The organism is Xanthomonas sp. 1678 (assembly GCF_031455575.1).
Lineage (GTDB): Bacteria > Pseudomonadota > Gammaproteobacteria > Xanthomonadales > Xanthomonadaceae > Xanthomonas_A.
Genome location: NZ_JAVDSZ010000003.1, coordinates 526,353 through 551,053 on the forward strand (window position 1 = coordinate 526,353; position 24,701 = coordinate 551,053).

The 24,701-nt window shown below is 69.3% G+C and carries 21 protein-coding genes; 7 read left to right on the forward strand and 14 right to left on the reverse strand.

Annotated features, from left to right (window positions below):
• Positions 1-10: 10 nt before the first annotated feature.
• The 12 genes from flgL to J2Y70_RS08490 form a co-directional block, all read right to left on the reverse strand.
• Entirely contained in the window at positions 11-1,216 is a 1,206-nt protein-coding gene (gene flgL / locus J2Y70_RS08435) for a flagellar hook-associated protein FlgL (RefSeq protein WP_263398269.1), read from the reverse strand.
• Entirely contained in the window at positions 1,213-3,087 is a 1,875-nt protein-coding gene (gene flgK, locus J2Y70_RS08440; protein ID WP_309915801.1) for a flagellar hook-associated protein FlgK, read from the reverse strand. Before flgK ends, flgL begins: the two co-directional genes overlap by 4 nt.
• 11 nt (positions 3,088-3,098) lie before the next feature.
• Positions 3,099-4,328: a flagellar assembly peptidoglycan hydrolase FlgJ gene (flgJ, locus tag J2Y70_RS08445; RefSeq protein WP_309915804.1), complete on the reverse strand. Its 1,230-nt coding sequence runs from the start codon at positions 4,326-4,328 to the stop codon at positions 3,099-3,101.
• A 1-nt stretch (position 4,329) separates the two neighbouring features.
• On the reverse strand, positions 4,330-5,448 hold the full coding sequence (locus tag J2Y70_RS08450) for a flagellar basal body P-ring protein FlgI (protein ID WP_309915807.1): 1,119 nt from the start codon (positions 5,446-5,448) through the stop codon (positions 4,330-4,332).
• An 8-nt stretch (positions 5,449-5,456) separates the two neighbouring features.
• Positions 5,457-6,161: a flagellar basal body L-ring protein FlgH gene (flgH, locus tag J2Y70_RS08455; RefSeq protein WP_263398273.1), complete on the reverse strand. Its 705-nt coding sequence runs from the start codon at positions 6,159-6,161 to the stop codon at positions 5,457-5,459.
• A gap of 23 nt (positions 6,162-6,184) precedes the next feature.
• The gene (gene flgG / locus J2Y70_RS08460) at positions 6,185-6,970 is read right to left on the reverse strand and encodes a flagellar basal-body rod protein FlgG (protein WP_263398274.1); all 786 of its coding nucleotides are present in this window, start codon (positions 6,968-6,970) and stop codon (positions 6,185-6,187) included.
• Between the two features lie 107 nt (positions 6,971-7,077).
• Positions 7,078-7,833, reverse strand: a complete 756-nt coding sequence (locus J2Y70_RS08465; RefSeq protein WP_309915811.1) for a flagellar basal body rod protein FlgF — start codon at positions 7,831-7,833, stop codon at positions 7,078-7,080.
• Between the two features lie 149 nt (positions 7,834-7,982).
• The gene (gene flgE / locus J2Y70_RS08470; RefSeq protein WP_263398276.1) at positions 7,983-9,206 is read right to left on the reverse strand and encodes a flagellar hook protein FlgE; all 1,224 of its coding nucleotides are present in this window, start codon (positions 9,204-9,206) and stop codon (positions 7,983-7,985) included.
• Positions 9,207-9,231: 25 nt separating this feature from the next.
• Positions 9,232-9,903, reverse strand: coding sequence for a flagellar hook capping FlgD N-terminal domain-containing protein (locus J2Y70_RS08475; protein WP_263398277.1), 672 nt, complete (start codon positions 9,901-9,903; stop codon positions 9,232-9,234).
• A gap of 41 nt (positions 9,904-9,944) precedes the next feature.
• Positions 9,945-10,352, reverse strand: coding sequence for a flagellar basal body rod protein FlgC (gene flgC / locus J2Y70_RS08480; protein ID WP_263398278.1), 408 nt, complete (start codon positions 10,350-10,352; stop codon positions 9,945-9,947).
• A 2-nt stretch (positions 10,353-10,354) separates the two neighbouring features.
• Entirely contained in the window at positions 10,355-10,756 is a 402-nt protein-coding gene (gene flgB, locus J2Y70_RS08485; RefSeq protein WP_263398279.1) for a flagellar basal body rod protein FlgB, read from the reverse strand.
• Between the two features lie 171 nt (positions 10,757-10,927).
• On the reverse strand, positions 10,928-11,872 hold the full coding sequence (locus tag J2Y70_RS08490; RefSeq protein ID WP_263398280.1) for a chemotaxis protein: 945 nt from the start codon (positions 11,870-11,872) through the stop codon (positions 10,928-10,930).
• 358 nt (positions 11,873-12,230) lie between these two features.
• Between J2Y70_RS08490 and flgA the strand changes: the two genes are divergently transcribed.
• From flgA to J2Y70_RS08510, 4 genes are all read left to right on the forward strand, one after another.
• A complete protein-coding gene (gene flgA / locus J2Y70_RS08495) occupies positions 12,231-12,875 on the forward strand; it encodes a flagellar basal body P-ring formation chaperone FlgA (RefSeq protein WP_309915818.1) in 645 nt (214 codons plus the stop codon).
• A 66-nt stretch (positions 12,876-12,941) separates the two neighbouring features.
• The gene (gene flgM / locus J2Y70_RS08500) at positions 12,942-13,259 is read left to right on the forward strand and encodes a flagellar biosynthesis anti-sigma factor FlgM (RefSeq protein WP_309915821.1); all 318 of its coding nucleotides are present in this window, start codon (positions 12,942-12,944) and stop codon (positions 13,257-13,259) included.
• Positions 13,256-13,600 carry a flagellar protein FlgN gene (locus J2Y70_RS08505; protein WP_263398283.1) on the forward strand — a complete coding sequence of 115 codons (345 nt, stop codon included), beginning with the start codon at positions 13,256-13,258 and terminating at the stop codon, positions 13,598-13,600. Before flgM ends, J2Y70_RS08505 begins: the two co-directional genes overlap by 4 nt.
• A gap of 118 nt (positions 13,601-13,718) precedes the next feature.
• A complete protein-coding gene (locus J2Y70_RS08510; protein WP_263398455.1) occupies positions 13,719-14,915 on the forward strand; it encodes an ATP-binding protein in 1,197 nt (398 codons plus the stop codon).
• A gap of 158 nt (positions 14,916-15,073) precedes the next feature.
• Here the strand turns inward: J2Y70_RS08510 and J2Y70_RS08515 are convergent, their stop codons facing one another.
• A complete protein-coding gene (locus J2Y70_RS08515) occupies positions 15,074-16,798 on the reverse strand; it encodes an EAL domain-containing protein (RefSeq protein ID WP_309915825.1) in 1,725 nt (574 codons plus the stop codon).
• A 5-nt stretch (positions 16,799-16,803) separates the two neighbouring features.
• The gene (locus tag J2Y70_RS08520) at positions 16,804-18,903 is read right to left on the reverse strand and encodes a PAS domain S-box protein (RefSeq protein ID WP_309915828.1); all 2,100 of its coding nucleotides are present in this window, start codon (positions 18,901-18,903) and stop codon (positions 16,804-16,806) included.
• 196 nt (positions 18,904-19,099) lie between these two features.
• On the opposite strand from J2Y70_RS08520, the gene J2Y70_RS08525 reads away from it, so the two are divergent.
• The 3 genes from J2Y70_RS08525 to J2Y70_RS08535 all read left to right on the forward strand — a co-directional run bounded on the left by J2Y70_RS08525 (position 19,100) and on the right by J2Y70_RS08535 (position 24,686).
• Positions 19,100-21,889: a bifunctional diguanylate cyclase/phosphodiesterase gene (locus tag J2Y70_RS08525; protein ID WP_263398286.1), complete on the forward strand. Its 2,790-nt coding sequence runs from the start codon at positions 19,100-19,102 to the stop codon at positions 21,887-21,889.
• 300 nt (positions 21,890-22,189) lie between these two features.
• Positions 22,190-22,855, forward strand: coding sequence for a hypothetical protein (locus tag J2Y70_RS08530; protein WP_309915831.1), 666 nt, complete (start codon positions 22,190-22,192; stop codon positions 22,853-22,855).
• A 76-nt stretch (positions 22,856-22,931) separates the two neighbouring features.
• Positions 22,932-24,686: an ABC transporter permease subunit gene (locus J2Y70_RS08535; RefSeq protein WP_309915834.1), complete on the forward strand. Its 1,755-nt coding sequence runs from the start codon at positions 22,932-22,934 to the stop codon at positions 24,684-24,686.
• Positions 24,687-24,701: the final 15 nt, after the last annotated feature.

Below are 24,701 nucleotides of genomic sequence, written 5' to 3' on the forward strand. Positions count from 1 at the left end.
ATGCGGGGATTCAGCGAATCATGTTGAACAGCGACATCGACTGCATCTGGGTGAAGATGGTCTGCGCCGCCTTGAGCGCGGACTGCTCCAGCTGGTACTGGCCGATCGCATCGGCGTAGTCCAGATCGCGCAGCGAGGATAGCGTGGTCTTCAGCGTCACTTCGTTGGAGGCGCGCAACTCGGCGGCGTTGTCGATCGCCGACAGCTGCGCGCCGCCGGACGCGCGCGCGTCGATCATCTTCGCCGAGGCCTGGCTGATGTCGCGCATCGACGACTGCAGGGTGTTCTGCAGCGCGGCCTTGTCGGTGGCGGTGATCGGGTCCGTGTTCAGCGCGGCGGCCAGAGTGCTGATGGTGGAGAACACGTCCTTGTTGGTGGCGGCGCCGATCTGGAAGCTGTCGCCGACCGCCGGCGCGCCGTCCAGGCGCATCTTCAGGCCGTCGAAGCTGATGGTCTCGCCGGCGGCGTAGGTGCCGGTCTTGACCACGGTGCCGGCGCCATCGCGCACTTCATAGGTGTCGGTGGCGGTAAAGGCGACGCTGTAGCTGCCGCCGTTCCAGGTTCCGGAGGTCGCGTCGCGGCTGAAGTCCAGCAACAGCCCGGTGCCGGTGTTGGCGCCGGCCGCGTGCGCGTCGACGGTGCCGTCGCCGGTGCGGATGCGCATGAAGATCTCGCTGCCGGGCAGGGCGTCGGCGACCAGGGTGTCGGCGGCCACCTCCACGCTGCGCTGGGTCTGGTCGCCGTTGTAGACCACCTGGCCGCCGACCACCGCGAACGGTGCGTTGGCGTCGGCGGCGCCGGCGAACAGGTAGCGGCCGCTGCCGTCGGTGCTGTTGGACAGGCTCAGCAGGCTGTCGTGCAGCGAGGTGAGTTCGGAGGCGATCGCCTTGCGGTTGTCGGTGGTCAGCGCCGAACTGTTCGCCTGCACGGTCAGATCGCTGACCCGCGCCATCAGCTCGCCGGCCTGCGCCAGCGCGTTCTCCTGCAGGCCCAGGCGGTTCTGCACGTTGTTGGCGTTTTCGCCGAAGCGCGCCAGCTCGGCCACCGCGCGGTCCAGGTTGACCGCGGTGCCGGAGGCGACCGGATCGTCGGCCGCGGTGACCAGGCGCTTGCCGGTGGCCAGCTGCTGTTCCAGGTGCGAGATCTTGGCCTGCTTGCCCAGCATGTTGTTGACCGACTGGCTGAACATCATGCCGGTGGAAATGCGGTTGCTCATCGGATCGCACCCAGGATGGACTGGAACATCGTATCGGCGGTGGAAATCAGTTGCGACGCGGCCTGGTAGGCCTGCTGCAGGCGCAACATGTTCGAGGCTTCCTCGTCCAGGTTGACGCCGGACACCGAGTCGCGCGCGTCTTGCGCATTGGTGTGGATCACGTCCTGGGCGTCGGCCGCGTACTTGGCCTGCCGCGCCGCCGAGCCGATCGTGGTGGTCAGGCCTGACACCGCGCCGTTGAGGGTGATGGTGCCGCCATTGAACGCCTTGGCATCGTCCAGGTTGGACAGGGTCAGCGCGTTGCCGTTGTTGCTGGAGCCGGCGCCGGTGGGGCCGACCGCGAAGGTGTCGCCGGCCACCGGCGCGCCGTCCAGGGTCAGGCTCCAGCCGTTGGCGCTGATGGTCTGTCCGGCGGTGTAGGCGAACGGGCCGGCGCCGTCGATGGTGTACTGGTTGGCGTCGATGAAGGCGATGCTGGACGGGTTCAGCAGGTTGGGATTGGCGGCGTTGCTGGCGCGCACGTTGCTGACCTTGCCGGTGCCCAGGTTGTCCAGGTCGGTCTTGGCGGTGATCGGCGTGGCCGCGGCGATGCGCGACGGATCAGTGATCGCCACGCCCAGGTGGGTGACCGCGTCGGCGGTGGGCTGCAGCAGGAACTTGTCGCCGGCGGCGGCGGTGCCCGACAGCTGCAGCGTCACCCCGTTGACCACGAACGGGTCGGCACTGCTGCCGGTGCCGGTCATGGCCACGCTGGCGCCGGTGTCGGCGCGGGCGGCGGTCCAGGTGCTGCCGTCGAACTTCAGCAGCAGGTTCTTGCCGTCGAGCTTGCTCAGGTCACCGACTGCGGCGCTGAAGCTGGCGCTGCCGGTATTGGCGGCGTTGGAGTTCACGCTGGGGGCGGACAGCGAGAAGAAGTCGCCGCCCAGGTTGCCGTACAGGTCGACGCCGGCCTTGTGCTGCTGGTTGTAGGTGACCGCCAGGCCGGTGGCCAGGCGCCCCAGTTCGGCCTTGGTCGGATCCAGCACGTCGCTGCGGAACTCGAGCAGGCCGCCGATCTGGCCGCCCATCGCGCTGTCGCCCAGGGCGATGGTGGCGCCTTGCGCCTGCAGCGCGACCTGCAGGCGCCCGGGCTGGTAGGGATCGGTGACGGTGGTCAGGGTCGAGGCGCTGGTGCCGACCACCAGCGCCTGGCCGCCGGCGGTGTAGACGTTGATCGCGCCACCGTCCTGCTGCACCGCGCTGCCGCCGGTGTAGCCCACCAGCTGGGTGATCAGCTGGTCGCGGCGGTCGAGCAGGTCCGGCGCGGCCGCGGCGGCGTTGCTGCCGATCTGGCCGTTGATCTTGGCCACTTCGGCGGCCACGCGGTTGGCTTCCGTGGTCGCGGACAGCAGGCCGTTGTTGACCTCGTTGCCGAGCGCGTCCATCTGCCCGTTGAGCTGCTTGAAGCGGGTCACCAGCGAGCCGGCGTTGTCCAGCAGGTTCTGCCGGCTGGCGGTGGCCGAGGCGTTGGCGGACAGGCCGGTGCTGGCGTCGAAGAACTTCGACCACTGGCCGGAGATATTGGTGGCGGTGTCGGAGAACAGCCCGTCGACGCGGTCGGACAAGGCCGACAGCTGCTTCAGCCGCGTCAGTTCGCCGCCGCTGTCCAGCAGCCGCGAGGTCGCCAGCTGGTCGGCGACGCGCGAGATGTCGGTGATCTTAGTGCCGTTGCCGATGTAGTCCGAGCCGTACCGGGTCGGCGTGGTGGTCGCGAACGCGACCCGCTGCCGGCTGTAGCCATCGGTGTTGATGTTGGCGACGTTGTGGCTCACGGTCGCCAGCGCCCGCTGGAAGGCGATGAGGGCGCTGGTGCCGGTGGAGAGGACGGACATGGACGGCTACCTCAGCGCAGGGCGCTGTTGGACGGATCGGAGGTGCTGGCGAACGCGCGGCCGATGCCGCTGGCGGCGGCATTGCCGATCGCGGCGACGGCGCGGCCGATGGTCGGGCCGCCGGCGATCGCGGCGATCTTGGCCGCATAGGACGGATCGGTGGCATAGCCGGCGCGCTGCAGGCCCTGCGCGAAGCCGCGGATGTCGGTGCCGGCGTTCAGCGCCTGCTGGTAACGCGGATTGGTCTTCAGCAGGCGCACGTAGTCGGCGAAGCTCTCGGCCGGCGAGGCGTAGGCGCGGAAGTCCGCACTCTGCGACTGCTTGACCCCATTGACGTATTCGTGGGTGCCGGTGGTGACGCGCTCGCCGCTCCAGCCGGTGGCCTTGATCCCGAACAGGTTGTTGGAACTGGCGCCGTCGCCGCGGGAAATGCCGCGGCGTCCCCAGCCGGTTTCCAGCGCGGCCTGCGCGACCAGCGCCCGCGCGTCCACGCCCAGTTCCTTGGCTGCCTTCTGCGCGTGCGTCCAGATCTGCGCGACGAAGCCTTCCGGGGTGCGCGCGCCGAGGCTGGCCGCGGCCGCGTTGGCCGCCGCGGCGGCGCCGGCATCGATGCTCTTGTCGTCGTCGGCCGCGGTGGCGGCCAGGTTCGGCCAGCGGTCGTCGGTGCCGGTCCACGGCAGCGTGGCGCTGCCGTCGGCAGGGTTGCTGCCCAGCGCTTCGTGCATCGCGCTAGTCTCGCGGCCGGCGATCAGGTCGAGCACGCGCGCGACCTGCTGCTGCGACGCATCCGCCGCCTCCATGCCGCTCCAGGCGCCGGCGCCGGCGATCGCCGCAGCGTCGGTATCGGCCGGCGCGGATGCGCCGGCGATCGCGCCGTTGCCGACGCTGCCGCCGCCTTGGCCGGACACCAGCGAATACGCCTTGGCCGCCTGCGCGGCGCCGATCGAGGTAGTGGTCGGCGGGGCGTCGGCGCTCTTGCCGCCGCCCAGCTGCTTGGCGATCATCGCCGCCAGGCCCAGTCCCTTGCCCTCGGTCAGCGCCTTGGCCATCTGCTGGTCGTACATGTCGCGGAAAGTCTGGTTCTCGCCCGGGAACAGGGAATCGCCGAAGCTGGCGTCGCGCATGCTCTTGACGAGCAGGTTGGCGAACTGTCCTTCCAACTGGCGCGACACCTTGTCGATCCGGGCCGGATCGTTCGGGGTGGTCGCGTTCAGTTCGATCGGGGAGGCCGAGATGCGCATGTCAGATGACCTCTAGCTCCGCGCTCAGCGCGCCGGCCTGCTTGAGTGCTTCCAGGATCGCGATCAGGTCGCCCGGCGCGGCGCCGACTTCGTTGACCGCGCGCACGATCTGGTCCAGCGAGGTGCCGCCCTCGAACTTGAACATGCGGCTGCCTTCGTTGGTGGCGGTGATGGTCGATTTCGGCGCGACCACGGTCTGGCCGTTGCTCAGCGCGTTGGGCTGGCTGACCTGGCTGCCTTCGCTGATGGTGACGGTCAGCGAGCCGTGCGAGATCGCCGCCGGGCTGACCCGCACCTGCGCGCCGATCACCACGGTGCCGGTGCGGGCGTTGACCACCACCTTGGCCGCCGCCGCGCCCGGCGACAGCTCGATGTTCTCGATCCGCGCCAGCAGGCCGACGCGCGCGCCGGGGTCGGTCGGCGAGCGCACCGCGACGGTGGCGCCGTCGACCGCATGCGCGCTGCCCGGGCCGAACGCGTTCTCCAGCGCCGCGACCATCCGCGACACCGTGGTGAAATCGTTCTGGTGCAGGTTCAGGGTGATCTCGTTGCTGCCGCCGAACACGTCCGGCAGTGCGCGCTCCACCGTGGCGCCGTTGGGAATGCGGCCGACGCTGGGCACGTTCACCGAAATCCGCGAGCCGTCCTTGCCCTGCGCGCCGAAGCCGCCGACGATCAGGCTGCCTTGGGCGATCGCGTAGACCTGGCCGTCGGCGCCCTTCAGCGGCGCCATCAGCAGCGAGCCGCCGCGCAGCGAGACCGCGTTGCCGATCGAGGAGACGGTGATGTCGATCGGCTGTCCGGGCTTGGCGAACGGCGGCAGTTCGGCGTGGATCGCCACCGCGGCCACGTTCTTCAGCTGCGGATTGACGTTCGACGGAACATTGACGCCCAGCTCGCCGAGCATGTTCTTCAGGCTCTGCACGGTGAAGGGCGCCTGGCTGGTGCGGTCGCCGCTGCCGTCCAGACCCACCACCAGGCCGTAGCCGACCAGCGCGTTGCCGCGCACGCCGCCGACCTGGGCCAGGTCCTTGATGCGTTCGGCGGCGGCCGGGGTGGCCAGGCCGACACACAGCGCGAACGCGGCGAGCAGGCGGCAGGGCAGGGACGAAAGATTCATGGCAGGCCTCAGTACGGCGAGATGCGCGAGTTGAAGAAGCGGCTCAGCCAGCCCATCGCGTTGGATTGGGCGACGGCGCCGCGGCCGCCGTAGGCGATGCGCGCGTCGGCGACCTTGCTGGAAGGAATGGTGTTGTCCGGGGCGATGTCGGCGGCGCGGACGATGCCTTGCACCTGCACCAGTTCGTCGCCCTGGTTCAGACGCAGGTTCTTCTGCCCCTGGATCACCAGGTTGCCGTTGGGCAGGCGCTGCATCACGGTCACGGTGATGCTGCCCTGCATGGTGTTGCTCTGCGCGGTGTTGCCCTTGCCGGCGAAGCTGCGGTCGCCGCTGGTGGAGTTGTTGAGCACGTTGATGCCGTTGACCGTCAGCGGCGCGCCGAGCAGGGTCGGCGTGGCCATCGTCACCGCGTCCTTCTTGGTGATGCTGGTGTTGGCGGTGGTGCTGGCGTTGGTGCTTTCGACCAGGGTGATGGTCAGCAGGTCGCCGACATCGCGGGCGCGCCGGTCCGAATACAGCGACAGGCTTGGGCCGGCGGCATAGATCGCGCCGGCGCTGGGCTGTGCGGCCTGCGCCACCACCGGCACGATCGGCGCCATCGGCGCATACGGGCGCACATCGCCGGCGGCGATGCCCAGGCTGGTGCAGCCGCCGAGCAGCGCCGGCAGGAGCAGCGCGGCGGTGACGAGAGAGAGAGAGGACAGACGCGACATGGCGGTTTCCAGGAAAGTCGGGATCAGACGTTGTTGTTCAGATAGCCGAGCATCGAATCGGTGGTGGAGATCGCCTTGGCGTTCATCTCGTAGGCGCGCTGGGTCTCGATCATGCTGACCAGCTCCTCGACCACGTTGACGTTGCTGCCTTCCAGCGAGGCCTGCACGGTGGTGCCGAGGCCGTTGAGGCCGGGCGTGCCGTTCTGTGCCGGGCCGGAGGCGGCCGTTTCCGCGTACAGGTTCTCGCCCTTGGCCTGCAGACCCGAGGGGTTGATGAAATCGCTCAGCGTCAACGAACCGATCTCCAGCGCCGCGGCGGTACCGGCGACCTGCACGCTGACCGTGCCATCGGTGCCGATGGTCAGCGACTGCGCGCCTTCCGGGACCTGGATGCCGGGCTGGATCGCATAGCCGCTGTTGGTGACCAGTTCGCCCTGCGCATTGATCTGGAAGCTGCCGTCGCGGGTATAGGCCGAGGTGCCGTCGGGCATCTGCACTTCGAAGAAGCCGCGGCCGTTGACCATCACGTCCAGCGCGCGCCCGGTCTGCTGCGGGTTGCCCTGCTCGAAATCCTTGGAGGTGGAGACCACGCGCACGCCGGTGCCCAGCTGCAGGCCGGACGGCAGTTGGGTCTGCGCCGAAGTCGCGCCGCCGGGCTGACGCACCTGTTGGTACAGCAGGTCCTCGAAGCTGGCGCGGTCGCGCTTGAAGCCGGTGGTGTTGGTGTTGGCCAGGTTGTTGGAGACGACGGACATGCGCGTCTGCTGCGCATCCAGTCCGGTCTTGGCGACCCACAAAGCCTGATTCATGACCCGATTCCTCTAGATGGTGGCCCCGTGATCCGCGAGGGGCAGGGAGACTGATGCATGTGCCGTGCCACAAATGCGCCGGCTTTCCGTCTGCGCCGGCTGCGGGCTTAGCCGTTCAGGCGCAGCATGGTGTTGGCCGACTGCGCGTTCTCGTCGCCGTGCTTGATCACCTTCACCTGCATCTCGAACTGGCGCTGCAGCTGGATCATCTGCACCAGCGCGCCGGCGGCGTCGACATTGCTGCCTTCCAGCGCGCCGGTGTGGACCGGGCTGCCGGCGGACAGGGCGAACGCCTGGGTCGGATCGTCGCTGATGTTGCGCATCAGCCCGTCGGGGCGGCGTTCCAGGCGTTCGGCCGGCGCCTGCACCACCTTCATCTTGCCGACCACGGTCATCGCCTGCGGACCTTCGCCCAGCGGCACGATCGACACGGTGCCGTCGCCGCCGATCTCCAGCGCCTGGTGCGGCGGGATCGCCATCGGATTGCCCTGGTCGTCCAGCACCGCGCGGCCGCTGGAGGTGACCAGCTGGCCGTTCGCGGTCAACGCCAGTTCGCCGCCGCGCGTATACGCCTCCTTGCCATCGCTGGCCTGCACGGCCAGCCAGTTGTCGGCGCTGAGCGAGACGTCCAGCGCATTGCGGGTCACCTGCTGCGCGCCGACGTCGCGGTTGAAGCCCTGGTCGACGTGCAGCGCATCGATCCGCGACGGATAGCCGGCGCCCTGGATGCGGAACGCCTCGGTATTGGCCAGCGCGGCCTTGAAACCGGCGGTGTCGACATTGGCCAGATTGTGCGAGACCGTGCCCTGCGCCTGCAGCGAAGCGCGGGCGCCGGTCATGGCGACGTAGAGTGCTTTGTCCATGGATGTGAGCCGTGATTCGGGATGGGGGGATTCGGGATTCGAAGAAGCGGCGGTGCCGCAAACGATCAGGGGTGGCGTGCAAGGCTGGCTTCCGATCGACGGAATGCCAGCCGTTGCGAATCACCAATCCCGAATCACCAATCCCGGCTTTAACGGATATTGATGATGGTCTGCGTGACCTGATCCTGGGTGGAGATCATCTGCGAGTTGGCCTGGAAGTTGCGCTGCGCGACGATCATGTTGACCAGCTGTTCGGTGAGGTCCACGGTCGAGGCTTCGAGCGCGCCGGACTGGATGTCGCCGAAGTCCGAGGTCGACGGCGCGCCGGTGCGCGCATTGCCCGAGGCCGAGCTTTCCGCCCACACGTTGTCGCCGAGCGAGCTCAGCCCCTGCGGATTGACGAAGTTGGTCATCGCGACCTGGCCCAGCGCCTTGTCGGCGTTGTTGGAGTAGCGCGCGTAGACCACGCCGGTGGCGTCGATGCTGATCGAGTTGAGCTTGCCGCTGGCGTAGCCGTCCTGGCGCGCGTCGCGCAGGGCGAAGGCTTCGCCGTACTGGGTCGAGCCGCTCACGTCCAGGGTCAGGTTGAGGGTGCCGGCGCCGGTGCTCGGGGTGAACGTGCTCAGCGCGATGCGGCCGTCGGCGGGCGTGGTGAGCTTGCCGTTGCCGTCGAACTGCAGCGTGCTCGGCGTGCCCACCGCGACGCCGTCGACGTAGTTGTGCACCTGCCACTGGTTGGCGGTGGCGGTCTTGACGAAATACGAGGTCTGGGTGTGGCTGACGCCCAGCGAATCGTAGACGGTGATGCCGCCGGTGGAGTGGTTGTAGCTGTTGGCGTCGGTCGGGGCGAAGGTGGCCACGGTCGGCACGTTGGCGTTGCCGGGCAGGGTGAACATCAGGTTCACCATTTCGCTCTGCTTGGGCGAGCTGTCGGTGGTCAGCAGCTGCAGGTCGGTCAGCGTGCCGACCGCGAAGCCGTTGCCGTTGGCCGCCGGCGGGAACACCTGCAGCTTGGCGCCCTGCGGGTTGACCACGTAGCCGTCGGCGTCGGTCTGGAAGTTGCCGGCGCGCGAATAGACCTTGGCGCCGTTGCTGGTCATGGTGAAGAAGCCGTCGCCGGAGATCGCCAGGTCCAGGTTGCGCCCGGTCGGGTCGACGTTGCCCTGCGAGAACTGCTGGGCGACGTTGCTGACCCGCACGCCGGCGCCGATCGCGTTGCGCGCGATGCCGTAGCCGGTGGCGGAGAACAGGTCGGCGAACTCGGCGCGCGATTCCTTGAAGCCGGTGGTGTTGACGTTGGCGATGTTGTTGGCGGTGACGTTGAGGTCGGAATTGGCCGCTTTGATGCCGGACAGCGAAGTGTTGAAACCCATGATGGACTCCTGTGGATTGGCCGGCTCAGCTGACGCGGAGCACGTTGGCGAGCGGGGCGGTGCCCAGCCCGGTCAGGTCGAGGTAGATGCCGTCGGAGCCGATGGTGGCGCTCTCGACCGGGGCCTGGATGTAGGTGGACAGCGTGCTGTTGGTGCCGCTGCTGTCGGTATGCGTGGCGGTGACGCTGTACTTGCCGGCGGCCTGGCGGATGCCGTTGGTATCGGTGCCGTCCCAGCTGAAATTGACCTCGCCGGCCTTGCTGGCGTTGACGCTGATCTGCTTGACCGCGTTGCCGTTGGCGTCGCTGACGGTGAGGTTGACGATGCCCGCGCCGGGCGCGGCGATCACGCCGTTGACGCCGCCCTCGGCGCCCAGCGGCATCGTCGCCGACGGCACCAGCACCTTGTGCCCGACCAGCTGGGCGCCGCGCAGGATCTGGTCGGTGCTCATCGAATCGGACAGCGCGGTCACGGTCTTGTTGAGGTCGCCGATGCCCTGCACGGTGGACAGCTGCGCCATCTGCGAGACCATCTGGCTGTTGTCCATCGGCTTGAGCGGGTCCTGGTGCTGCAACTGCTCGGTCATCAGCTTCAGGAAGTCGGCCTGGTTCAGCGACGCCGACTTGGAGGCGGTGTTGCTGGTGCTGGAGCCGGTCAGCCCGAGGCTGGAATAGATGTCGCTGGAAACGGTACTCATCAGTACGTCCTAGGCCGGGAAGCGGCGGGAGGGAGGGGCGCTTAGCGGCCCATGGTCAAGGTGGACAACGCCAGTTCCTTGGCGGTGTTGAGGATTTCCACGCCTGCCTGGTAATTGCGCGAGGCGGAGATCAGGTTGACCATCTGCGCCACCGGATCCACGTCCGGCGAGTAGATGTAGCCGTCGGCATCGGCGAGCGGGTGGCCGGGCTCGTAGCGCTTGAGCGGCGGATCCTTGCTCTGGGCGATTTCCTTGACGTTGACCGAGGTCAGGCTGCTGTCGTGCGGGTTGCGCACCGCCTGGAAGATCGGTTCGATCGGCTTGTAGGCGGCCTCGGCCGAGCCGGCCACCGAGTCGGCGTTGGCCAGGTTGCTGGCGATGGTGCTCAGTCGCACCGACTGCGCCTGCAGCGCGGAGCCGGCGACATCGAAGATCGGCAGATTGCTCATGCTTATTGGCCTGTGATCGCGGTGAGCATGCTGCGCACCTTGGATTCGACGAAGCTCAGCGAGGCGCGGTATTCCAGCGCGGCGCGGCCGTAGGCGGCGCGCTCGGCGTCCGCATCGACGGTGTTGCCGTCGAGGCTGGGCTGGCTGGCCTGGCGGGTGAGCTGGAACGGATTGAGGCCGGTGGCGCCGCCGACGGCGAGGTGGCGGCTGTCGGTGACCGCCATCTGGCTGCCGTCGCGCTGGCCCTGCGCGGCGCGCATGGCCGCGTCGAAGTCCAGGTCCTGGGCCTTGTAGCCGGGGGTGTCGACGTTGCTGAGGTTGCTGGCGATCAGCTTCATCCGTTGCTCGCGCAGCGGCAGGGCGTCGCCGTGGACCCCCAGGTAGGATGAAATCAGATTGGACATGGCGCGCTCCCGCGGTTCGTTGCAGGAGAACAGGCAAGGCCTGTGCCAAAACCGGGGACCAACGCGCCGGGCGGGGTGGGATCACCCGCTTTCCGGCATGCCACAGGGCCGGGGCGGCGCTGCTGCGGCGCCCCAGGCAGGCTCCCGGCGTCGCGCCGGGGCCGCGGAGAACTAGGCGGCCTGGGCCGCGGCGACCACCCGCAACCGCGCCAGCACGTAGTCGGCCAGCTCGTGCGGGCTGTACTTGGCGACGAAGGCGTTGGCGCCGACGCGCTCGACCATGGCGTTGTTGAACACGCCCGACAGCGAGGTGTGCAGCAGCACATACAGGCCGGCCAGACCGGGGTGGCGCCGGATTTCCGTCGTCAGCGTGTAGCCGTCCATCGCCGGCATCTCGATGTCGGAGATCACCATGGCGTAGCGGTCGGCCGGATTCTCGCCGCCGGCGTGGATCTGCAAGAGATGGTCCAGGGCCTGGCGGCCGTCGGACAGCAGGGTCGCGCCGACCCCGAGCTGGTCGAGCACGCTGCGGATCTGCTGCCGGGCCACGCGCGAGTCGTCCACCACCAGCACCTGCAGCTGCGAGCCGGTGAGCGCCAGCGACGGGTCGATCTGCGCCTCGACCCGGGTCTGGGCGATGTCGGCGAGCACGCTTTCCACGTCGATGACCTGGATCAGCTCGCCCTGGAAGCGGGTCACCGCGGTCAGGTAGCTGGATTCGGCGCCCAGTTCCGGCGGCGGATGGATGTCCTCCACCGCGATGTTGACGATGCGCTCCACGCCGCTGACCAGGAAGCCCTGGACCGAGCGGTTGAACTCGGTGACCACCAGGTAGCCGGGCGCCTTGTCGGCCTGCGTCTCGCGCTCCGGGTGGCCGATCGCCAGGCCCAGGTCGAGCACCGGCACCGAACGGCCGCGGACGTCGGCGACGCCGGAGAATTGCAGTGGCAGCCCTGGCACCTGGAACAGATCCGGACGGCGCAGCACTTCCTGCACCTTGAAGACGTTCACGCCAAAAAGCTGACGACCGCCCAGCCGGAACAGCAGCAGGGCAAGCCGGTTGTGGCCCGCCAAGCGGGTGCGCTGGTCGATTCGGTTGAGCAGGTCATGAGACATGGCGTTCATATCGGCGCATTCGCGGCGGAACTTGAGGCCTAACTCCTCAGGAGCTGTCGACGCGATGGCGATGGCCCCGCTGTGCCTGGGCGCGTGCCGGGGGCGGGATCGTATAGGGAAGGTGTGTTCGAAGCAGTCGGTGACGATGCTGCCGTGCCTGCCCAAGCGCAGTGCTCGGGGCGCCGCTCCGCCGCGCAGGCGTCTGCGGGCCAGGCAGCTAGCCCGCGCCACGGCGCTCGGCCCGGCTGCCGGCAGCGTGTCAAGTTCATCGCATCGACAGCCGCCGGAGCGCCGATACGTCGATCGCGGCACGGGCTTTGCATGAGGTTTGGCGAATCATCCATTTTGAGAGATGGCCATGCGCCTGATCCTGTTAGTGGTCCTGCTGGCGGCGCTGCCGGCCTGGGCCGCGGAATTCCAACCGGTCGACTCGATCCGCGCCGCGGCGCTTTCCACGCTCGGGCCCGACGCCACGGCCGAGGCGACGCTGGATCCGTCGGTGCGGGTACCGCTGTGCCCGGTGCCGTTGCAGGCGCAGCCCACCGGCACCACCACGGTGGAGGTGAGCTGCCCGCGCGAGGCCGGCTGGCGCCTGTTCGTGCCGGTCAAGGTGCGGCGCCTGCAGGACGTGCTGGTCCTGAGCCGCGGCCTGGCGGCTGGAGAGACCGTTGGGGCCGCCGATATGGTGTCGGAGAAGCGCGACGTGGCGCGGATCGTCGGTGCGGCGATGACCGATCCGGCGGTGGCGATCGGCCGGGTGGTGCGGCGCACGCTGCCGGCCGGCACGCTGCTGTCGGCCAGCGATCTGGTCGCGCAGCGGCTGGTGCGGCGCGGCGACAATGTGGCGCTGGTGGCGCGCAGCGGGGCGCTGGAAGTGCGGATGGCGGGCCGCGCGCTCAGCGACGGCGGCGAAAACGAGCGGGTGACCGTCGAGAACCTGTCGTCACGCCGCGTCGTTCAGGGAACTGTGTCACAAAATGGCGACGTTTTAGTGACGCGCTGAGATCCGGCCTAAAGTTCCGTGGGGTAACGCCGTTACCTACACCGAACCCGTAACAGGATTTCCGCCATGAGCCAGAAAATCGAGGGGAGCCTGCCCAGCCAGGCGGCGCTCCGCACCACCTCCGTCAACACCAAGGCCGCCTCCGGCGCGTCCGAGGACGGACAGGCACGCCCGGTGGATGCCACGGCCGCCGCCGACAGCCTGCGCCTGACCGGCGAGGCGTCCGGCCTGCAGACCTTGCAGCGCGAGCTGTCGACCGCGCCGGCGGTGGACAACAGCCGCGTCGAGTCGGTGCGCGCCGCATTGCAGAACGGCAGCTACAAGATCAATCCCGACGCCATCGCCAGCCGTATGCTCGACCTGGACCAGCAGCTCAGCGCATGAACACCTCCGTGACCAACCCCTTGCAACAGCTCAGCGACGCGCTCGCCGGCGAACGGCAGGCCTTGTTGGATCACAACGTGGAGGAACTGATGCGGGCGACCAGCGACAAGCTGGCCGCGCTGCGCGCGCTGGAGGCCGACGTGCCGGCCGGTGCCGAGGCCGAGTCGCGGCTGCGCGAACTGGCCGACGCCAACCGCGCCAACGGCGCGCTGCTGTCGCGGCGGCGGCGCGAAGTGAACTGGGCGCTGCGTCACCTGGGCCGCAGCGAGAGCGCCTCGTCCTACGATGCCAACGGCCAGTCCAGCAGCCTGCGGACCAGCCGGCACCTGGCGATCGCCTGAGCATCGCGTGCCGGCTTTTGCCGGCGTCGCACCTGACCAGGGCATCGGCGTATATTGAGCGTCCGCTCGTTACCCGTTGCCTGTCGTGAATCTCGCCGATCCCGATTACACCGATGCGGTGCCATTGCCTTCGCGCACGAGTCTGCTCGCGCTCAGCGAGCTGATCGACGAAGGACTGGTGCTGTTCCGCGCCGATGGCCGCCTGCTGCTGGCCAACCGCGCCGCGCGCGGCCACCTGTGCAATGCCGACACCGTCGACGACCGTGCGCTGGGCGAACGCCTGGCGCAGTGGCTGCCCGATGACGCGCGCTCGCAGGCGCGCAGCAGCGGCCGCTGGAGCGGCAGCCTGCCGACCGAAGAGCACGTGGTGCTGGCGCACCTGTATTTCCATGGCGATGGCGACGACGGCCATTACCTGGCGCTGATCCAGGGCATCGAAGGCCAGCAGGACTACGAACAGGAATTGCAGCAACGCCACGCCGAACTGCGCCAGGCCTACCTGCGCCTCAACGGTGCGCAGGAAAAGCTGCTGCAGTCGGAGAAGATGGCGTCCATCGGTCAGCTCGCCGCCGGCGTCGCGCACGAGATCAACAACCCGATCGGCTACGTGCACTCCAACCTGGGCAGCCTGCAGGAATACCTGCGCAGCCTGTTCACCCTGATCGAGGCCTACGAGCGCGCCCTGCGCGCGCCGGACCCGAAGGCGCTGATCCCGGAGATCGACGACATCCGCAACCGCTTCGACATCGACTTCATCAGCCGCGACCTGCCGCAGCTGATGGCCGAGTCGCGCGAGGGCATCGAGCGGGTGACGCGCATCGTGCGCGACCTCAAGGATTTCTCGTACTCCGGCCGCGAGGAATCGTGGAAGCTGGTGGACCTGCATTCCGGGCTCGAATCCACGATCAACATCATCTGGAACGAGCTCAAGTACAAGGTCACGCTGGACCGACACTACGGCAACCTGCCGCTGGTCGAGTGCCTGCCGTCCGAGCTCAACCAGGTGTACATGAACCTGCTGCTCAACGCCGGCCAGGCGATCGGCGAGCGCGGCACCATCGTGGTCAGCACCGGCCAGGACGGCGAGGACGTGTGGATCGAGTTCAAGGACTCCGGCGCCGGGATCCCGGCGGACCTGCTGCAGCGCATCTTTGACCCGTTCTTCACCACCAAGCCGGTCGGCAGCGGCACCGGCCTGGGCCTGTCGATCTCCTACGGCATCATCAACAAGCACCACGGCCGCATCGACGTGACCAGCACCGTCGGCGAGGGCTCAAGCTTCAGGATCGTGATTCCGGTGCGGCAGCCGAAGTAATTGCCGGGATTTGGGATTCGGGATTGGGGATTCGCAAGAGCGGTTTTGCGCTTGCTGTTCCAGTCCGTGCGTGTCGAGGAGGGGCAGGAATCGCTGCTTTTGCGAATCCCGAATGCCGAATCCCCAATCCCCAATCCCCAATCCCCAATCCCGGCCCCTCAGGGCCCCGCATCGCGCCGCTGCTCGTCATGCGTGCGGAACGCCTGGCGGATGTGTTCGCGTAGTTCGTCGTCGTTCCAGGGCTTGGTCAGGAAGCGGTAGATCGCGCCGCGGTTGATCGCGTCGGTGACGGTGGCCAGGTCGGTGTAGCCGGACAGCACCAGGCGGATGGTGTCCGGGTAGAGCATCTTCACCCGGCCCAGGAACTCGGTGCCGCTCATGTCGGACATGCGCTGGTCGGACAGGATCACCTGCACGTCGTTGGTGGCGAGCAGGTCGAAGGCGTCACGCACGTTGCCGGCGGCCAGGATCCGGTAGCCGTCGCGGCGGAACAGGCGCACCAGCGAGCGCAACACGTTCTCCTCGTCGTCGAGCAGCAGCAGGGTGCGGTCCGGGCGGGTCTCGGTGAACGATTCCGGGCGCAGGTAGCGGCGCCGCAGCGCCATGCCCGCGGCCTCGGCCGACATCGGCTCGCCGAACAGGTAGCCCTGGAAGATGTCGCAGTCGTTGCGGCGCAGGAAGCCCAGCTGCGCCTGCGACTCCACGCCGTTGGCGATCACCACCATGCCCAACTGGTGGCCCATGGCGATGATGGCGCGGGCGATCGCCGCCTCGCGGTTGCCGGCCGGCGCGCTCTTGATGAAGCTGCGGTCGATCTTCAGCTTGTCCACCGGATAGCGCACCAGCGCGCTGAGGCTGGAGTCGCCGGTGCCGAAGTTGTCCAGGCTCAGACTGATGCCTTCGCGGCACAGGTTGGCCAGGGTCTCGTGGACGAAGTTGACGTTGTTGGTCAGCGCGCTCTCGTTGATCTCCAGCACCATCATCTGCGGCGGCACCCCGGCCGCCTGCAGCGCCGACATCACTTCGTTGAAGAACGTCGGGCGCAGCAGCTGCAGGGTGGAGACGTTGACCGCGATGGTGAAGTCGTCGAAGCCCTGGTCGCGCCACAGCCGCGCCTGGCGCAGCGCGCCTTCCATCACCCAGGTGCCGATCTGCACGATCACGCCCAGCCGCTCGGCGGTGCGCATGAAGCGCTCCGGCACCAGGATGCCCAGCGTCGGCGACTGCCAGCGCAGCAGCGATTCCATGCCGACCACGCGGCCGTCGCGGGCGCTGACCATCGGCTGGTAGCGCAGGCGCAGCTCGCCGTTGGGGATCGCATCGACGATCTGCCGCGAGATGATGCTCTCGCTGTGCGCGCTGGGCGGGCCGTCGGCCGCGTACAGGCGCACCATGTTGCCGCCTTCGCGCGCGGCCTGGTAGACCGCGTCCTCGGCATAGTCGAGCAGCGTGGACAGCCGCGTGGAGTGTTCCGGGCACAGGCTCACGCCGATCTTGCCGGTCATGAACAAGGTGTACGGCAGCACCGACAGCGGCAGTTCGATCTGCTGCCGGATCTCCTCGGCGAAGGCCTCCGGCGGCGGCACGTCGGCGGTGCGCGGCACCGCCATGACCAGTTCGTCGCTGCCGTGGCGCCACAGCAGCCCGCGCCCGCGCAGGTGCGCCTGCAGCCGGTGCGCCAGCAAGGCCAGCGCGTGGTCGCCCACTTCCGCGCTCATGTTCTCGTTGATCGAGGCGAAGTGGTCGATATCGATGTGCAACAGCATCACGCCCGGGCCGCCGGCCAGCGCCTCGGCGATCATGCCGGTCAGCGCCGGATGGCCTGCGCCCAGGCGCGACGGCAGTTCGTCGTCGGGCGGCACGGGGACAGCGGGATTCCACATTCGTGTCAGGGTCCAGGTGGGTGCGTCGGCGTCGCCGCCGTGGTGTAGGGCAGGCACAGCGTCACCCGCGTGCCGGCGCCGGGCGCGGTATCGATCTGCAGGGTACCGCCTGCGCTCTGCGCGCGCTCGCGCATCACGATCAGGCCCAGCCCGCGCGGCCCGGCCGGATCGAAGCCGTCGCCGTCGTCGACCACCTCCAGGCGCAGCTGCCGGTGCTGCTCGTCGCTCAGCGCCATGCGCACTTCGCCGGCGCAGGCATGCCGCAGCACGTTGGTCAGGCTTTCCTGGGCGATGCGGAAGCAGGCCTGCTCGACCTCGCCGCTGGGCCGCGCGGGCAGGGTGGCGATGTCCAGCTGCAGGCGTACCGGCGAGGCGCGGAACAGCATCCCGGCCTGCCAGCGCAACGCCGCTTCCAGGCCGAGCGCGTCCAGCTGCGGCGGGCGCAGCAGGGTCGACAGGTTGCGCAGCTTGGTGATGCTGCTGTCGGCCAGCTGCACGATCTCGTTGAGGTCCTCGCGGCGGCGCTCGGCATCGGCCTCGTCCAGCGCCGCGTGCGCGGACAGCTTCATCGCGGTGATCGCCTGGCCGATGTCGTCGTGCAGGTCGCGCGAGATCGCGCGGCGTTCGTCCTCCTGCAGCGAGAACAGCCGCCGCGCCATCGCCTGCAGCTCGCGGTTGCTGAGCGCCAGCGCGTCGCGCATGCGCTCGGGCTCGCTCAGGTCGCGCACGATCAGCAGCTTGCAGTCGCGGCCGCTGTAGCGCACGTTGCCGAACGACAGCCCGGCGTGGAACAGCGAGCCGTCGCGGCGGCGCATGCGCGCCGCGGCGCCGCGCTCGCCCCTGTCGCCGGCATCGCGCATCTGCTCGCGCACCTGTTGCAGGTCGCTGGCGTGGACCAGCCCCTGCAACGGTTCGCCGAGCAGGTTCTCGCCCTCGTGGCCGAACTGCCCGGCGCAGGCCGCGTTGGCGTACAGCACGTGTTCCTGGTGCAGGATCGCCACCCCGTCGGGCAGCACCCGCACCAGTTCGCGGAACTGTTCCTCGCGTTCGTGCAGCAGGCGCCGCGAACGCTCGTGCTCGGTCACGTCCTGCAGGGTGCCGCGCACGCAGGCCGCGCCGGCGTCGTCGCAGGCGGTTTCGGCGCGCAGGTGCAGCATCCGCGCCTGGCCGTCGGCGGCCAGCACCGGCAGCAGCATGTCCAGCTGCACCGGCGCCGGGCCGCACAGTTCCTCGAGCATGCGCTGGATGCGCGCCTGCGAGGCGAGGTCGGCCGGGACCAGCAGTTCTTCCAGGCGATGCTCGCGCGCCTGCTCCGGCACGCGCCGGCCGAGCATCCGGTAGACCTGGTCCGAATAGCGGCCCAGGCCGCTGCCCGGATCCAGCTCCCAGGAGCCGAGGCGGGCGATCGCCTGCGCCTCTTCCAGCCGCTGCAGGGCCTGGTCGCGGCGCTGCTGGGCATGGTGCTCGGCGCTGCGGTCGCTGATCACCACCAGCCGCGCGTCGCGGCCGCGGTAGTCCAGGCCTGTGCTGCGCGACTCGACCATGCGCTGGCTGCCATCGCGCAGGCGCAGCGGCTCGGCCACAACGCAGACCTTGGATGGCGTGTCGCGGATGGCCTGGATCACCTCGCGCATGCGCGCGGCCGCGTCCGCCGGCCACAGCCGCTCCAGTTCCATGCCGATGAATTGGTCGTGCGTCCAGCCGAAGAAGGCGACCGCCGCCGGATTGACGTCGGCGATCCGCAGGGTTTCCAGGTCGTAGACCAGCATCGGGCTGGGATTGGCCTGGAACATCTGCCGGTAGCCGGCCTCGGACAGCGCCAGCCGCGCGTGCACCTGCAACGCCCCGCGCACCAGCGGGCGCAGCAGCAAGTACAGGGCGATGGCGGTCAGCAGCAGGAACACCGCATCGTTGAGCAGGTTCAGCAGGGCCAGGGTCCGCGGGTCGTTCACGAATCGGGCCAGCAGCAGGTCGCTGCCCAGCGACCAGGCCAGGCCCAGCAGCAGGTACAGCAGCGCGGTCCGCCAGATGCCGCGGTCCAGCCGTTGCGCCAGGCGCATGTCCGAGGACGGGTGGGGCGGGGGAAGATCGAGTTGTGGTTGCATGCCCCGACAGCCTGGTGCGGCGGTATTCGTCCACTGCCATCTTAGCGGCAAGCGCTCGCCGCCGCCCACCGGCGGGCCGGCCCGCCAGGCCGGCGCAGCGGCATCCGGCCCCCCTCGCGCTCAACTAATGGCGCCAGGTGCCGTTATCTCCTTCGTCCGCCGGCCTCAGCGCGGTAGAAAAACGGAGCACTTCGGCGTGGATCAAGGCGTCATCGCAAGCTTGCTGCAGCATCCGCTCACCTCGGCTGTGGTCCTGTTGGACGCCGAAGGGCGGCCGCTGGCCGCGAACCGGGCCGCGCAGGCGCTGGAGCTGCCGCGCACCGTGGAGGCGTATGCCGAGCTGATGCGCGACGTGCGCGAGCGCCTGCTCGACGGCGAGGGCATGCTCGCCTGTGCCTTGCCCGGCACCGCCGGGCGGCGCCTGGACGGCTGGCTGCGCGCGGTCCGCGACGATGCCGGCGCGTTGCTGGCCTACACCCTGAGCGTGCCCGAGCCGGTCGACGGCAATGGCGCCACGCGCTGGGAAATCGCCCTGGACAGCGCCGAACACGGCCTGTGGGACTGGGACATCCCCAGCGACACGATCTTCCGTTCCGAGCGCTGGAAGCAGATGCTCGGCTACACCGGCGACGCGCCGGACTATGGGCTCAACACGCTGCTGCCGCTGGTCCACAGCGAGGACCAGACGCGTCTGCGCGAGGCGATCCGCGCCCATTTCGAAGGCCGCACGGCGACCTACGTCTGCGAATTCAGGCTGCGCCAGCAGGACGGCCAGTGGCGCTGGATCCTCGACCGCGGCCGCATCGTCGCGCGCACCGCCGACGGCAGCCCGCTGCGCATGGTCGGCACGCATACCGACATCCACGAGCAGAAGCTGCTCGAACAGCGCCTGCGCGACCAGCAGACCCTGCTGCGCGAGGCGCAGCGCATGACCCGCATGGGCAGCTGGTCGTGGGACCCGCTGCAGAACCGGATCTGGTGGTCGCGCGAGTTCCTGAGCGTGACCGGGCTGGCCGAGGACCAGGTGCCGAGCGGCCGCGGCTGGCTGCGCCTGCTCAGCCGCGAGTCGGCCGCGCAGGTGATCGCCATCTGGCGGCGCATGCAGCGCGACGGCAAGCAGGCCAACTTCGAGGTCGAACTGATACGCGGCAGCGAAGCGCCGCTGCACCTGCGGGTCTGGGCGCAGCCGCAGCCGGAAGCCGACGGCCGCATCCAGCGCGTGCTCGGCCAGGTGCAGAACATCACCGAACAGCGCCAGACCGATGCGCTGATCCGCTGGCGCACCGAACTGCTCAACCGCGTCTCGGCGCTGGGCAAGATCGGCGGCTGCGAGATCGAGGTCGGCACCCGGCGCATGCAGTGGACCGAGGAGTGCTATCGCATCCACGGCCTGCGCAAGGAAAACATCGACCTGGACCATGCGCTGGCGCTGTACACCCAGGACTCGCGCGACGCGTTCGAAGCGGCGCTGGTGCGGATCGCCCACGGCGGGCTGCCGGAGCAGTTGGACCTGTGCTTCCACCGCCCGTCCGGGCACCGCGTGTGGGTGCAGGTGCTGATCGAACTGGACGACCGCGACGGCCTGCCGCCGCGCTTCGTGGTGCTGTTCCGCGACATCACCCGCGAACGCGAGGCCAGCGAGCGCATCGAACTGCTTGCCCACTACGACCTGCTGACCGGGCTGCCGAACCGGCAGCTGCTGCGCGAGCAGGCCGAGAAGGCGATGCACGACGCGGTGGAGCGCGGCAGCACCCTGGCGATGCTGTTCGTGGACCTGGACGGCTTCAAGAGCATCAACGATTCCTTCGGCCACGCCACCGGCGATGCGCTGCTGAAGCTGGCCGCCACGCGCATGCACCAGCAGCTGCGCACCAGCGACCTGTTCGGGCGCTTCAGCGGCGACGAGTTCGTGGTGGTGCTGCGCGACCTGGCCGAGCCGGGCGATGCCGGCCATGTGGCGCGCAAGCTGATCGCGGCGCTGGCCGAGCCGCTGCACAACGGCGAAAACGTGATCAAGATCGGCGCCAGCATCGGCATCGCCTTGATGGAGGAGGGGCGCCAGGACTTCGACAGCCTGCTGCGCGCCGCCGATGCGGCGATGTACGCGGCCAAGGAATCCGGCCGCAACACCTGTCACTACTACAGCCAGGACGTGCTGCTGCGCGCGCAGCGACGCCTGGAGATCGAGCATGCGCTGCACGGCGCGCTGGACCGCGAGGAGTTCTCGCTGGTGTACCAGCCGCTGGTGCACGCGGCCGGGGAGCGCGCGCCGGCGGTCGAGGCGCTGCTGCGCTGGCACCGTCCCGGCCATGGCCACTGCAATCCGGCCGAGTTCATTCCCATCGCCGAGGAATGCGGCGAGATCGTGCGCCTGGGCGACTGGGTGATCAACGAGGCCTGCCGCCAGGCCGCGGCCTGGGACGCGGCGGGGCTGAGCTTCGACCGCATCTCGGTCAACGTCTCGGCGATGCAGTTGCGCGACCGCGGCTTCGCCGAACGGGTGATCGAACTGTGCCTGCGCAACGGCTGGTCGCCGAAGCGGCTGGAACTGGAACTGACCGAGTCGGCGCTGATCCGCGACACCGAGTCGCTGCGCCGCTGCTTCGAGCTGTTCGAGCAGGAAGGCGTGCTGCTGGCGGTGGACGATTTCGGTACCGGCTTCTCCAACCTGCATTACCTCAACCGCTTCCCGGTGCAGCGGCTGAAGATCGACCGCAGCTTCGTGCAGGACATGCTGCACGACAGCGGCACCGCCAAGGTCACCCAGGCGATCGTGCAGCTCGGCCACGCGCTGGGCATGCAGGTGGTGGCCGAGGGCGTGGAAACCGCGCAGGAAGAAACCCTGCTGCGCGAGCAGGGCTGCGACGAGATCCAGGGCTATCTGCACTCGCGGCCGCTGCCGCCGCGCGAACTGGCGGCGTGGTTGCGCGCCCGCCACAGCACGCTGCCGGCGACGCAGCCGCGGCTGGTGCTTGCTGGCCAGTGAACGCCCGTTGCGCGGGCGCACGCCGCGGTGTTGCGGTGCCGCATTTGCTGGCTATACTGCGCGCCGATCGCACCCGGCCAGAGGCCACTTCCTTGGACAGTCACCCTAGACCGACACTGCAGCTGTTGAGCTGACAGGACCGCCAAGGTCTGGGTTCGTCCCAGATGGGTCCCGTCCGCTCAGGACGGGATCGTTCGCCACCGCCGCACCGGCGCTGGCGGCATTTCCGCAGTATGCATGCCCGATCCGCGAGGACATCCGAGCGTCGCCCCTGGCGTTTTCCGCATTCCGGAGCCGCCCATGCATCTGTCGTCGTCGTTGTTGTTGCTGTGCGCCCTGTGCGCGTTGCCGGTCGCGCGCGCGCATGCCGGGGCCAGTCTGTGGGTGGACGACGCCTCGATCACTGCCGCCGGCCACTGCCAAGTGGAATCGTGGTGGCGCGCCGCCGGTGCCGGCGAACTCACCGCCGCCCCCGCCTGCGCCTGGGCATCGACCGAAGTCGGGCTCACCCTGAGCCATGGCCTGGGCGCTGCCGCCTCCGCGTTCGCGATCGGCGTCAAGCAGTCGCTGCGCGATCCGGAGCAGGGCAGGTGGGGCGCGGCGCTGTCGCTGGAATCGAGCTGGCAGGCGCGTTCGCCGCGCTATGCCGAGAGCACGCTCAACCTGCCGCTGAGCTTCGCCCTGGACCCGCGGCGGCGCACGCTGCTGCACGTCAACCTGGGCTGGTCGCAGCCGCGCGGCGGCGTCGGCAGCGCGCATGCCGGGCTGGGCCTGGAGCGCGCCGCCGGCGGCAACTGGACCTGGCTCGGCGAGTGCTACCGCGAACGCGCCGCAACCTTGACCGAAGCCGGCGCACGCTACGCGTTCAACGGCGCGGCGAGCGTCGACCTGCTGGCCGGGCGCCGCAGCGCCGATCCGGCGCAGAACTGGCTGACGCTCGGCTTGAATGTCGCCTTGCCGGACTGAGTCGCCGTCCCACGCTGGTTCCACCATCTCCCCCACCCGCGGCGCATCCGCTGCGCCGTCCTGCCGGAAACGTCCCATGGTGCTATTTCCCCGCGATCGCAATGCGCCCGGCGCCGGCGCCGCACGTCCCGGCGTGCTGCCCAATTTCCACGACCTGGCGGTGTTCGCGCTGCTGCTGGCGCTGGGCGTGCTGCTGCTGCACGGCGCCGCCGACATGCGCGCGCCGCTGCCGCCGCCCGGCACCGCGGCGGTCTCGCTGGACCTGCGGCAGCTGCCCGAATACGGCCTGCGCACCACCTTGCGCATGTTCGCGGCGATGGCCGCCTCGCTGCTGTTCACCTTCGTGGTAGCGACGCTGGCGGCCAAGAGCCGCCGCGCCGAGCGGCTGATCGTGCCGGCGCTGGACATCCTGCAGTCGGTGCCGGTGCTGGGCTTTCTGACCTTCACCGTGACCTTCTTCCTGGGCCTGTTTCCCGGTCGCCAAGTTGGCGCCGAGCTGGCCTCGATCTTCGCCATCTTCACCAGCCAGGCCTGGAACATGGCGTACTCGTTCTACCAGTCGCTGCGCAGCGTGCCGCGCGATCTGGACGAGGTCGCGCGCGGTTTCGGCCTGTCGCCGTGGCAGCGCTTCTGGCGGCTGGAAGCGCCGTACGCGACGCCCGCGCTGATCTGGAACATGATGATGTCGATGTCCGGCGGCTGGTTCTTCGTGGTCGCCTCCGAGGCGATCACGGTCGGCGACCACACCCTGGAACTGCCCGGCATCGGCTCCTACCTGGCGCTGGCGATCGCGCAGCGCGACTTCGCCGCGGTCGGCTGGGCGGTGCTGGCGATGGGCGTGCTGATCGTGCTGTACGACCAGTTGCTGTTCCGTCCCATCGTCGCCTGGTCGGACAAGTTCCGCGCCGAACTCACCGCCTCGCAGGACAAGCCGCAGTCGTGGCTGTACGACCTGTTGCGGCGCACGCGGCTGGCCAAGCGCGCGGTCGCGCCGCTGGCCTGGGTCTGGCAGCGCGCATTGCTGCTGCGTTGGACGCCGCGGCAGGCGCGTCCGGCGCCAGCGGCGGTGCAGGGCGACCGCGGCAACGTCTGGGGCGACCGGCTGTGGAGCGCGGCGCTGGCGATCGCGGCCGCGGCCGCGGCCTGGTTCGCGATCGACTACGGCCGCCGCCACCTCGGCCTGCACGATCTGGCCGAGGCGTTCGGCGGCGGCCTGGCCACGCTGGCGCGGGTGGTGGTGCTGATCGCGCTGGCCAGCGTGGTGTGGGTGCCGATCGGCGTGTGGATCGGACTGCGCCCGAAGGTCGCGCAGCGGGTGCAGCCGCTGGCGCAGTTCCTGGCCGCGTTTCCGGCCAACGTGCTGTTCCCGTTCGCGGTGCTGGCGATCGTCGCCACCGGCGCCAACCCGAACATCTGGCTGTCGCCGCTGATGGTGCTGGGCACGCAGTGGTACATCCTGTTCAACGTCATCGCCGGCGCCAGCGCCTTCCCCACCGACCTGCGCGAGGCGGCCACGGTGTACCAGCTGCGCTCGTGGACCTGGTGGCGGCGGGTGATCCTGCCGGGCATCTTCCCGTACTACATCACCGGCGCGTTGACCGCCTCCGGCGGCTCGTGGAACGCCAGCATCGTCGCCGAACTCGCCAACTGGGGCGATACCCAGGTGCAGGCCTACGGGCTGGGCTCCTACATCGCCCGCGCCACCGCCGCCGGCGACGGCGCGCGGGTGCTGCTCGGGGTGGCGGTGATGTCGCTGTTCGTGACCTTCTTCAACCGTGCGGTGTGGCGGCGCCTGTACGCCTTCGCCGAACGCCGCCTGCGCTTCGACTGACGACCACTGGAGAGA